Annotated in this window: 10 protein-coding genes; 3 read left to right on the forward strand and 7 right to left on the reverse strand. The window is 64.9% G+C overall.

From position 1 onward, the window contains the following. Window positions 1-17: 17 nt before the first annotated feature. A complete protein-coding gene (locus tag WAN02_RS07245; RefSeq protein WP_422263483.1) occupies window positions 18-1,184 on the forward strand; it encodes a pyridoxal phosphate-dependent aminotransferase in 1,167 nt (388 codons plus the stop codon). Here WAN02_RS07245 and WAN02_RS07250 read toward each other — a convergent pair. The 3 genes from WAN02_RS07250 to WAN02_RS07260 are packed head-to-tail and all read right to left on the reverse strand — an operon-like array spanning window position 1,181 to window position 4,328. Further along, entirely contained in the window at window positions 1,181-2,008 is an 828-nt protein-coding gene (locus WAN02_RS07250) for an arylamine N-acetyltransferase family protein (RefSeq protein ID WP_422263492.1), read from the reverse strand. The two genes, WAN02_RS07245 and WAN02_RS07250, sit on opposite strands and share 4 nt — an antisense overlap. Before the next feature lie 29 nt (window positions 2,009-2,037). After that, the gene (locus WAN02_RS07255) at window positions 2,038-3,129 is read right to left on the reverse strand and encodes a methyltransferase (protein ID WP_422263484.1); all 1,092 of its coding nucleotides are present in this window, start codon (window positions 3,127-3,129) and stop codon (window positions 2,038-2,040) included. Next, on the reverse strand, window positions 3,129-4,328 hold the full coding sequence (locus WAN02_RS07260; protein ID WP_422263485.1) for an FAD-dependent oxidoreductase: 1,200 nt from the start codon (window positions 4,326-4,328) through the stop codon (window positions 3,129-3,131). Before WAN02_RS07260 ends, WAN02_RS07255 begins: the two co-directional genes overlap by 1 nt. 195 nt (window positions 4,329-4,523) lie before the next feature. Between WAN02_RS07260 and WAN02_RS07265 the strand changes: the two genes are divergently transcribed. Both WAN02_RS07265 and WAN02_RS07270 read left to right on the forward strand, forming a co-directional pair. Next, a complete protein-coding gene (locus WAN02_RS07265; protein ID WP_422263486.1) occupies window positions 4,524-4,967 on the forward strand; it encodes a YybH family protein in 444 nt (147 codons plus the stop codon). 12 nt (window positions 4,968-4,979) lie between these two features. Continuing rightward, on the forward strand, window positions 4,980-6,254 hold the full coding sequence (locus WAN02_RS07270; RefSeq protein ID WP_422263487.1) for a hypothetical protein: 1,275 nt from the start codon (window positions 4,980-4,982) through the stop codon (window positions 6,252-6,254). Here WAN02_RS07270 and WAN02_RS07275 read toward each other — a convergent pair. From WAN02_RS07275 to WAN02_RS07290, 4 genes are all read right to left on the reverse strand, one after another. Then, complete coding sequence (locus WAN02_RS07275) at window positions 6,251-7,864, reverse strand: FMN-binding glutamate synthase family protein (protein WP_422263488.1); 1,614 nt, start codon at window positions 7,862-7,864, stop codon at window positions 6,251-6,253. The two genes, WAN02_RS07270 and WAN02_RS07275, sit on opposite strands and share 4 nt — an antisense overlap. A gap of 95 nt (window positions 7,865-7,959) precedes the next feature. Continuing rightward, a complete protein-coding gene (hsaB, locus tag WAN02_RS07280; RefSeq protein WP_422263489.1) occupies window positions 7,960-8,523 on the reverse strand; it encodes a 3-hydroxy-9,10-secoandrosta-1,3,5(10)-triene-9,17-dione monooxygenase reductase subunit in 564 nt (187 codons plus the stop codon). Continuing rightward, the gene (gene hsaC, locus WAN02_RS07285) at window positions 8,523-9,422 is read right to left on the reverse strand and encodes an iron-dependent extradiol dioxygenase HsaC (RefSeq protein WP_422263490.1); all 900 of its coding nucleotides are present in this window, start codon (window positions 9,420-9,422) and stop codon (window positions 8,523-8,525) included. Before hsaC ends, hsaB begins: the two co-directional genes overlap by 1 nt. After that, the coding region (locus WAN02_RS07290) for an alpha/beta fold hydrolase (RefSeq protein WP_422263491.1) at window positions 9,422-9,603 on the reverse strand (182 nt) is incomplete at its 5' end. The genes WAN02_RS07290 and hsaC, both read right to left, overlap by 1 nt.

Genomic DNA, 9,603 nt, shown 5'->3' on the forward strand with positions numbered 1-9,603 from the left:
GTTCTAACGTTGACCGCATGACCGATCACGTCGCACTGCGCGCCGGGATCCCGCCGTTCTACGTGATGGACGTCTGGCTGGCCGCGACCGAACGCCAGCGCAGCCACGGCGATCTGGTGAACCTGTCGGCGGGCCAGCCCAGCGCCGGGGCTCCCGAGCCGGTACGCGCCGCCGCCGCGTCCGCGTTGCATCTCAACCAGCTGGGCTACACGGTGGCGCTGGGCATTCCGGAGCTGCGGGCCGGGATCGCCGCGTCGTACCTCGACCGGTACGGCGTGCACGTCGAGATGGACGACGTAGTGGTGACCACGGGATCGTCCGGAGGCTTTCTGCTGGCGTTCCTGTCCTGCTTCGACGTCGGCGACCGGGTGGCGGTCAGCAGCCCTGGCTACCCCTGCTACCGCAACATCCTGACCGCACTCGGGTGTGAGGTCGTGGTGATCGAATGCGGGCCGGAGACCCGATTTCAACCCACCGCCCAGATGCTGGCCGAACTCGATCCACCCGTGCGGGGTGTTGTCGTCGCCAGCCCGGCCAACCCGACGGGCACCGTCATCCCGCCCGCGGAACTCGCGGCGATCGCCTCCTGGTGTGACGAATCGGGGGTGCGGCTGATCAGCGACGAGGTCTACCACGGACTGGTCTACGACGGCGCCCCGCAGACCAGCTGCGCCTGGAGCACGTCGCGAAATGCATTCGTGGTCAACAGCTTTTCCAAATACTTCGCGATGACAGGGTGGCGGCTCGGCTGGCTACTGGTGCCGACCGCGCTGCGCCGGGCGGTAGACCGTCTGACCGGGAACTTCACCATCTGCCCACCGGTGCTGTCGCAGCACGCCGCAGTCGCGGCGTTCACCCCGGCAGCCGTCGACGAAGCAAACGGGCATCTACACCAATACGCCGTCAACCGCGCGACGCTACTCGACGGCTTGCGCGGCATCGGTATCGACCGGCTGGCACCCACCGACGGCGCGTTCTACGTCTACGCCGACGTCTCGGACTTCACCGATGATTCGATGGCATTCTGCTCAAAGCTGCTGGCCGACAATGGCGTAGCGATCGCCCCCGGTATCGACTTCGATCCGGAGCGCGGCGGCTCCTACGTCCGACTCTCCTTCGCCGGACCGGCCGGCGACATCGACGAGGCACTGCGCCGAATGGGCAGCTGGCTGCCGGGTCGTTAGGACGTCAGCTCGTCGATTCGGGCTTCGAGCGCCGAGCGTTCGCCGGTGTCCGCCACGTTGATCCCGAACCGGTCAGTCAGCGTGTCGACCACCGCCGCGGCGTCGGGCAGCACGATCTTCTCGGTCTTGCCGTCTTGGTGGATGGAGAGATGGCGATCCGAGAGGTTGCATCGCCCGTCGGCCGTCACCAGAGAGGCCATCAAGTTGGTGACGAAATGCGACGACGGGTGGGTGGAGACATACCAACTCCCGACCTTCAAATCGATCGGGGGCGCTGTTCTGGTGGAGAATTCGTACAACGACTGCCACTCGTCGCGAATCAGCGCCTCCAGCACCAGAGCACCGCGGCGATCCTGCAGACGATAGGGCTCATGCGTTGTCTGCTGGACGCTGCCGGTCTCCAACCGGAGAGGCGACGTCGGCGTCTGACCGCCGAAACCTACGTCGACCAGCAACAGCTGCGGCGCCTCGGGGAGGGTTACCGCCAGAAGAGTATGGGTTTGTGACGGTACCGGCGCGCCAGGTTGCATCGTCCAGATCACCCGGGCCGCGAACCGCCGCACCCCGAAGCCGACTGCTTCCAGCACGTGACCCATCAGGCCGTTGTGCTCGTAGCAATAGCCACCGCGGCGCCGGTGAACCAGCTTGTCGACCAACGCCTCTGGGCCCAAGTCGTCGACAGGCACGCCCAGCAGCGGGTCAAGGTTCTCGAATGGAATCGTTTGGGTGTGCGCCGTCACCAATTCGTGCAAGACATCGAAGGTTGGGTCGGCCGCGCCGTGATACCCGATCCGTTCGAAGTACCCGTTGAGATCCAGCGTCATGTGGCCCATTGTGACCAGCGACGGCCGGGTCACACCACGCGGGCCTCCACCAGGCTCAACGGCGATGCGGTCGAGACTAACCGAGTCATCTGAAATCCAGCTTGGCTGAGCAGGTCTCGGTACTCCGCGGCCGTGCGTTCGCGGGCAGCCAAGTTCAGCAGCATCTCCAGGTCCGCCCATTTCCCAGGGAAGTCCCGATCGTGGTCGGGGATTACCAGTTCCACCAGCAGGATGGTGGCGTGGCGACCGGCCGCAGCGCGAACATTACGCAGGATCTGGACCGCCTTGTCGTCGGGCCAATCATGCATGATGTTCTTCAGCAGGTATGCATCGCCACCGGTCGGAACGCTGTCGAAGAACGATCCCGCTTCGATGCGAACACGGTCCGCAACATCTTTCTGGCACAGGATCTTTGGTGCGCCCGAAACGACCGCCGGTAAGTCATACAGCACACCTTGTGAGCGCGGCGTCGCGGCCAGGATGGTGGCCAACAGCGGTCCGTGCCCACCGCCGACGTCGACGATCGTGGGGTAGGCACTGAAGTCGTATCCCGCCGCCACGGAAGCATCGGTGAGTTCGGAGATGCTGGCCATCGTTCGGTTGAAGAGATCGGCGTGCCGCGGATCCTCGGCGAAATAGTCGAAGCTTTCCTTGCCGTGCAATACCGGGACCACAGATTTTCCGGTGCGTATCGAATCCGCCAAAAGTGTCCACCGTTCGCGTTGCTCGCGCGATCCGTAGAACTGGGCAGCCCACACCATCGATGCCTCCGTGTCCGAACACAGTGTTCGGGCAAGGGAATTCAACTCGTAGCGACCGTCACGGCGACGCTGGAAGATGCCTCTACCAATCAATGCGCGCAGCAGCCGATGCAGTGCGTCCGAATCGGCGCCGACCTTCGCCGACAACTCGTCGATGGTCAACGGCCCGTCGGCCAAGGCGTCGGCCACGCCCAGTTCGGCAGCGACGCTGATCGCCTGCGACACCCAGGTCGCGATGATCATCTCCATCATCGTCGCGGGCGCGGGCATCAACCGCTGGTTGAGTCGATACAAGTGATGGCGCACCCACTCGACGACGCGGGCGGCCGCGGCAGGCGGCACTTTCGCGGTCGTCGACATCACCGCGCCTCGGCGAGCGAACCGCGGCTGATCTCGGTCGAGATATCGCGATGACTGACCCAACCGAGGAACCGCGTCAGCGCCCACGTCATCAAGCGGTCCGAGATGAGCGCCGCGGGCCGCAGCGCCGACTCGCTGCGCGACACCTGCTGCATCGTCACCCAGGACACCGCCTTGACCTTGCGGCGCCGGGTCTTCTCGTACCTGCGCAGCGCGCTGCTGACATCGACGCCTTCGGGCAGATCTGACAGCGCTTTGCACAACACCATCGTGTCCAGCAAAGCCTGATTGGTGCCCTGTGCAAGCGTGGGCGGCATCGTGTGCGCGGCATCGCCGAGCAACGTCACCGCACCGGCGCCGGCGCGGGGAATCGGGTGCCGAAAATGCGGAAACGGCGACGGGCCCAGATCGTCGTCGGTCAGAGTTGCGAGGACCTCATCGACCAGATCGGACCAGCCGGTGAAATGCGACCGGATCATTTCGATGGGTCGTTGCGGTCTGACAAAATCCGGCGACCAGGGCAGGTCGAACCACCACTGCAGAGCAGAACCGCCGGCGGGCCACAGGCCAAGATTTCCGTGTTCGCCGATCATCATCCTGGCGACATGCGGGTCGGGAATGCGGGGAAGGTTGACAAGGCCCTGCCAGCTGCACCATCCCGTCGACCTTGCAGCCGGCGCACCGACGACATCGCGGACAACCGAGTGCAGTCCGTCCGCGCCGATCAGCACATCCCCGTCGGCTGAGCTGCCATCCTCGAAGTCGACCCGTACGCCATTGCCGTCTTGCACCACCCGCGCAGCACGGGAGTTGCAGCGGATGCGCTCAGCCGGAAAGCCATTGAGCAGTCGTTCCAGCAGGATTCGGCGCGGCACCATCCGAACCGACGCGCCCAGCCGGTTCACCATCGCGTCGAGGTCCATGGTGGCGAGCGGCCGGCCGGTGGATGTCACCACTCGCACCGCCGACAGCTGTTGACCGGCCCCGGTCATGTCGACACCGAGCTGGTCGAGAACCGTTGCGCCGTTGGACCAGATCGTCACGGCGCCGCCGCCGGCGGTCACGTTCGGGCGCTGGTCGAAGACGGCGACGTCGTGTCCGTCGCGCAGCAACCCGCGGGCGACCGAAATGCCGCTCACGCCCGCGCCGACCACCAGGATCCGGGATTTCAATAGACGCCCCGCCCTAGTCCTCTGCATGCCGCTCGTAATCCCACCGCTCCAGCCAGGCCTGCAGTCTGACCAGGCCGTACCCGAAGACGGGGGTGGCGACCCAGAAGTAGACCATCACCAGCGGACTCATCTCAAAACCCTTCTCGGATATTTCTCTTAACCACCTGCTCCTACCACGCGATACTTCGACGAAAAGTTCATCGCGGCGCCTAGCATCCCGGCATGACCGACTTCTCGAATCTGCCGCCCAGCGACCAGCAAGCGATCGGTAAGACGCTACTGACCCTGCTGGCGAGCTTCCGGAACCGCGACGCGGAGGCGCTGCACGCGGTGTATGCCGATGACGCCGACTGGGTGAACGCCTTCGGCACGGTCAAGCGCGGCCGCGACGAGATCGTCGACTATCTCAGGGGCCTATTCGCCGACGACAACTTCAACCGGGGCGAACCCGAGGGCCCGCCCGAGACCAGTTTCCGGGTGCTGACAGCCGACGTCGTCCTGGTGTCAGCGCACCTGCGGATCAAAGGGCAGGGGCTGGTCGGCGGCGGAACGCTCGACCGGGACAACTTCTCGCTGCGCGCAATGCAACGTCAAACCGATGGATCGTGGCTGATCGTCTCGGAGATGTTCCAGGATGCGAATACCGAAACGACCTATGCGCAGTGAGAAACTGGGCCCGTGAGCCTGGTGATCTCCGACCACGAACGGGCCGCGCTGGCCGAGCTAGCACGGTTCCCGCTGTTCGCCGCGCTGACCGGCCGGCGATCGCGCCGATTTCCGGTCGGCGGCCGGATACCCGCTGGGGCGCTGGCCTACACCAGCCGGCGGCCGGTTCAAGCGCTGTCGGACGTCGAACGGGCGCTTCTTATTTCGGTGACCGGCGGGGTTACCGGCTGGAATTTCGGGATCACGCACCATCCCGGCTATGCGCCGTCTTTCCCGAACTACTCGGGCAGCGCGACAGGGCGGACCTTCCCGTCGGCCGCGGGCTTCCACACCAGCCAGCTGTTTTTCACCGACGACACCGGCACCTACCTGCTGCCCAGCCGCGACCAAACGCCACGCGAATTCGGCACCATCGAAGCGTGGATCAGCCACACCGCGAACTCTTACGTGCGGATCTCGGACACTCGCCTCGAACTGCCCCGCGAAGAGCCGTACATGGAGGGCCACAACACCTGGATCGGCAATCACCCGGGCAGTCTGCTGGCCTTCCCGGCAGCCGACCTCGCCGAACACCTGATGGAGAACCTGTGGTTCTTCGCGGCCAACGGCTACCCGATCACCGACGACATCAATAGCCGCACTATCCCAGGCCTGGAACGCTTTTCATCGCTTACACACGCCGACGACCCGCTCCCGCTGTCCTTCGTCGAGCAGTACACAATCGCCGAAGCGAGTGCGGAACTCTCCATCGCCACCAACAACGGGGTGCTGGCCCTGCAGGCGATGGGCCTCGGCGGGTGGACCTACGACGGGCTGGACCGGTTGTCCGTGCTGGGCGGATCCGGCGATCCGCGGGCGCCCGGGCTGGGTTTCGTCGCCGACAGCGATGACCGCTGGCCGTTCCCCAATGTCACCGGGTTACCCGGCTATTTCGAAACGCTCAGCCCGCCGCACGTGCCGTCGATCGCCGCCGGGGTGGAGAAGCTGGTGGCCCGAAAGTTCAGTCCTGGCGGGCCATTTCACCCCGACACTCCGGGGCCGTGGGCAGATAGCGGGAAGGTGCGTGGCTCGGCCCTGCCGCCGGAGGGCATTCAAGAATTGGTGACCGCCGAGGCGTCGTACATCTACGACACCTTCGGCAAGCTACCCGGCACGATGCCGACGGTGCATGTCCTGATGTACCTACAGGCCCAACATCTCGACACGGATTTCTACGACGAGTTATTCGGCCCTGGCGCCTATTTGGGTACCCATGCCGACCACCAGACTCGCTGGCACCGAAGCTAGACCGATCTGCTCGCGCTCATCGTGACGCCCGCGGGCGCGTAGCAGTCCGGGTCCGCGAGTTCCCAGTCGGCCCGCCAACTGGCCGGCGCGTGGTTCAGCAGTACACCGGGCTCGAGCCATTCGTAAAGCTCTGCATAGGAACGCTGGTCGGTGGGCGATACCCGCTTGCGCAGCATTTGCGGGTTGAGCATGGACAGTTCCGAGACACCCATCGAGGCCATCATGCGCATGGCCTGCGCGACGGTGGCGCGCTGGTAGTTGTACACACGCTCGCTCTTGTCGGCGACGTCGAGGGCACGGGCCCGATATGGATCCTGGGTGGCCACGCCGACCGGGCAGTGGTTGGTGTGGCACCGCTGCGATTGGATGCAACCCGCTGCCATCATCATCGACCGGGCGGAGTTGGTGTAGTCGGCGCCTTGGATCAGCCGCTTGATGATGTCGTTTCCGGACGCGACCTTGCCGCCGGCCCCGATCCGGATCCGGTCCCGCAGACCCGCTCCCACCAACGCGTTGTGCATGGTCATCAATCCGTCGGTGAGCGGAAGCCCAATGTTGTCTTCGTATTCCAGCGGCGCCGCTGCGGTTCCGCCCTCGGCGCCGTCGACGATGATGAAGTCGGGCGTCACGCCTTCGGCCAGCATCGCTTTGCACGTCGCCAGCACGTCGATCCGTGAGCCGACACACACCTTGAAGCCGATCGGTTTGCCGTCGGCCAGTTCACGCAACCGCGCGACGAACCGGATCAGTTCCCGCGGGGTGTGGAACGCCGAGTGTGCGGCCGGGCTGACGCACTTCTCGCCGACCGGCACTCCGCGGTACTCGGCGATCTCCTCGGTGACCTTGGCGGCGGGCAGCACGCCGCCAATGCCGGGTTTGGCGCCTTGGCTCAACTTGATCGAGATGCATTTCACCAGCGGATGAGCGGCTTTGGCCTGGAACATCTCTGGATCGAATGTGCCGTCTTTGGTGCGTGCACCGAAGTAGCCCGAGCCGATTTCCCAGATCACGTCGGCGCCACCAAGGTGATACGGGGTCAGCCCGCCTTCCCCGGTGTCGTGGGCGAAGCCACCCTTGTGGGCGCCGTTGTTCAGGGCGCGTAGCGCGTTGGCAGACAGCGCCCCGAAGCTCATCGCGGAAACGTTCATCAGCGCCATGTCGTAGGGCTGCGTGCAATCGGGTCCGCCGACCCGCACCCGGAACGGCTCGGCGGGCGGCTCGACCGGGCGCGCCGAATGAACCAAGTACTCGTAGCCGATCTGGTCTATGTCGCGCTCGGTCCCGAAGGCCAGCTCGGCGGCTGTGCCTTTCGACCGTTCGTAGATCAACGATCGAACGTCGCGGTCGAAGGGACGTCCGTCGAAGTTCCGCTCGATGAAGTACTGCTGTATCTCGGGCCGCAGGGCCTCGAGCAGGAAACGCATATGACCGAGGATCGGATAGTTCCGCAGCACCGAGTGCTGTCGCTGCAGGAGGTCGTAGACGCCCACGGATGCAATGACCGCGACAACCGCTGCCGGTATCCACCACACCCACGTCCAGAGCAGCGCCAACGGCAGCAGTGCCCCGGCCAGGGCAGTCAGCAGTGCAACAGAGACAAAACGGATCAATGCAGCCCGCCTCCCGCGAAAGAGTGTTCGTGGCGAAGCGTAGCGCTAACAAAGAATCAAGACCGAGGTCGCGGCGATGGCACGCGGCCGCACGCTCAGAGCCAGGTGTCCTGGGTGGTCGTGGTGAGGAATGCTTCCAAGTCGTCACGCCACTGCGCGGGCGTCGTCTTGTCCGGCTCGATGCCGGTGTAGTCGCCACGATAGAACAGCAAAGGCCGCGGCTTGATCTTCGGTACTTCGGACAGCGACTTCACCGCGCCGAACACGACGAAGTGATCGCCGCCGTCGTGCACCGAGGCCACCGTGCAGTCGATGTAGGCCAGCGACCCGTCGATGATCGGCGAACCGAGTTCCGAAGGCGCCCAGTCAATGCCGGCGAATTTGTCCGGTTCCTTCGAGCCGAAGCGGGTCGAGACGTGCTGCTGACTCTCGGTCAGTACGTTGACGCAGAAATTCCCGCTCGCCTCGATCGCCTTCCAGGACCGCGACACCTTGGTCGGGCAGAACAGCACCAGCGGAGGATCCAGTGACAGCGCCGCAAAGGATTGGCAAGCGAAACCCACCGGCACGTCGTCGTGGATGGTGGTGATGATCGTGATTCCAGTGCAGAACTGACCCAGCACACTGCGGAAGGCGCTGGCGTCGATCCGCTCGGACATTACTTGAAGCCGACGCTGAAGTCGTGCCCCCAGAGGCTGATCGCGGTGCTCTCCCGGGCAACCCAGTCGACGTCATCGACTTTTCTTCCCTCGCAGCCGAATTCGACGTCGAATCCGCCGGGTGTCTTCATGTAGAACGACAGCATCAGGTCGTTGACGTGGCGGCCCAGGGTGGCCGACATCGGCACCTTGCGCCTCAGCGCCCGGTCCAGGCATAACCCCACGTCGTCGGCTTCTTGCACCTCGACCATCAGGTGCACGATGCCGCTGGGCGTCTGCCCGGGCATGAAGGCCAGGCTGTGGTGACGCGGGTTGCAGCCCAGGAACCGCAACCAGGCCGGCGGCCCGTCGGCGGGTCGGCCAACCACCTGCGGCGGCAGTCGCATCGAATCACGCAGCTTGAAGTCCAGCACGTCGCGGTAGAAGTGCAGCGTCTCGACGTCGTCGCGAGTCGTCAGCACTACATGGCCCAGACCTTGTTCGCCGGTGACGAACTTGTGGCCGTATGGGCTGACTACCCGACGGTGTTCGAGCGCGGCGCCGTGAAAGACCTCCAAGCCGTTGCCCGAGGGATCGGAGAATCTGATCATCTCGTCGACCCGACGGTCGGCCAGCTCGGCGGCGGTGGCCTCCTTGTAGGGCGTGCCTTCGACATCAAGTCGGTTGCGGATCTCTTGCAGCCCTTCGGCATTCGCGCATTCCCAACCGGCCTCGGACAGGTGATCATGCTCGCCCGGCACGATCACCAGGCGGGCCGGGAAGTCGTCCATCCGCAGGTAGAGGGCACCCTCGGTGCTGCCTTTGCCCTCGACCATGCCGAGGACCTTCAGGCCGTAGTCGCGCCAGGCCTGCATGTTGGTGGCCTCGATGCGCAGGTAGCCAAGTGAACGGATGCTCATCACGCACCTCCTAGGAAGTCGATGGTCAGCTTGTTGAATTCGTCGAACTTCTCCACCTGCGCCCAATGCCCGCACTGGCCGAACACGTGAAGCTGCGCGCGCGGAATCGTCTTGAGCGCTACCAAGGCGCCGTCGAGCGGGTTGACCCGGTCTTCGCGGCCCCAGATCAGCAGCACCGGCT

Source organism: Mycobacterium sp. (assembly GCF_049281135.1).
Classification (GTDB): domain Bacteria; phylum Actinomycetota; class Actinomycetes; order Mycobacteriales; family Mycobacteriaceae; genus Mycobacterium.